This window comes from Nocardia acidivorans NBRC 108247 (genome assembly GCF_001625085.1).
Lineage (GTDB): Bacteria > Actinomycetota > Actinomycetes > Mycobacteriales > Mycobacteriaceae > Nocardia > Nocardia acidivorans.
On sequence record NZ_BDAW01000077.1, the window covers coordinates 1 to 1470 of the forward strand.

Annotated in this window: 2 protein-coding genes; both read left to right on the top strand. The window is 67.0% G+C overall.

Annotated features, from left to right (window positions below):
* Positions 1–157 precede the first annotated feature (157 nt).
* Positions 158–604 carry a hypothetical protein gene (locus NA10_RS29205; protein WP_067573683.1) on the top strand — a complete coding sequence of 149 codons (447 nt, stop codon included), beginning with the start codon at positions 158–160 and terminating at the stop codon, positions 602–604.
* A gap of 27 nt (positions 605–631) precedes the next feature.
* Positions 632–1470, top strand: an 839-nt coding sequence (locus NA10_RS29210; protein WP_067573684.1) for a phage major capsid protein, incomplete at its 3' end; no start/stop codon positions are given.

Consider the following 1470-nt stretch of genomic DNA (forward strand, 5'->3'; position numbering starts at 1 on the left):
AAGACCCTCGACGCCGACCTCGACCACGGCCGCACCCTGCTCGCGTCCATGGCACCCAACACCGCGGTGCCGGTGACCGAGCTCGGTCACGCCACCGAACCCGCCGACGTAGCCGACGTCCGCGCATCCGACATCTACAAGAATTGGAGTATCTGACATGGCCGGAGTCCTCCAGGTCACTCGGGGCGGCCCGAAGACCTTCATCCCCGCCTCGGGCGAGGTGATCCTCGGCGGTCAGCTCGTCGAGGCCCGCGCCGGTGGCCGTATCGGCGTCGCCGCCGCCGCCTCGGTCAAGGTCCTCGGCGTCGCACTGTCCGACGCCATTGCCCCCGAACAGAACCCGCCCGCCAACAGCACCGACGCCCTCGGCCGCGTGATCGTCTCGGCGGTGCCCGTCCCGACCAACACCGCCGTCGCCTACTCCGGCGACGAGGTCTCCGTGAAGTACAGCGCCGCAGCGAATTTCGGCGACAAACTCGTCGCCACCGCCGCGGGAACCGTCGCCCCCGCCGGGGCAACTCCCGACGCTCGCACGATCGTCGGCATCTGCACCGAACCCGCCGGTGTCGCACTCGGCGCGACCGGCCTGGTCCGAATCGCCTAACGGCGCAACGAGAAAGGAGACAACCCCATGCCCACCACGCTCGTGAGCGTCAGCGACGGCAACCGGATGACCGTGTCCGACTTGGTCAAGAGCCCGCTGTTCATCCCGACCAAGCTCCGCGAACTGATGGAAAACCAGTTCATCAGCGAGGCCCTGTTCCGCAATGGAGGCAAGAACGAGGCCGGTGTCGTCGCCTACCGCGAGGGCGACCCGATGTTCCTGGATTCCGATGTCCAGGACGTCGCCGAGTTCGGCGAGATCCCGGTCTCGTCCGGTCAGCTCGGCCTGCCGCGCGTCGCGTTCGCCACGAAGAAGGCGCTCGGCGTGCGCATCTCGAAAGAGATGATCGACGAGAACAACATCGACGCCGTCAACAAGCAGATGAACGGGCTCAAGAACACGTTCATCCGCGCCAACGACCGCGCCACGAAGGCCCTGTTGACCTCGGCGGCCGTGCCCACCATGGCCGCCTCGGCCGCGTGGGACAACACCTCGGGCAAGCCTCGCACCGACCTGGCCAAGGCCGTCGAGAAGATCTCGACTGCCGCCCCGACCAACGCGACCGCAGATGAGGCCTGGGGATTCGAGCCCGACACCCTCGTCGTTCACCCGGGCCTGCTGTCGGTGCTGATGGACAACGACCAGATTCTCAAGGTCTACAACGGCAACGTCGCCAATGAGTCCATCGCCTATACCGGCGTGATTCCCGGCGAGCTCATGGGCCTGACCGTGATCAAGTCGCGCACATTCCCCATCGACCGAGTGTTCCTGTGCGAGCGCGGCACTCTCGGGTTCTACTCCGATACCCGCCCGTTGCAGTTCACCAGCCTCTACCCCGAGGGCGGCGGCCCCAACGGTGGCCCGCG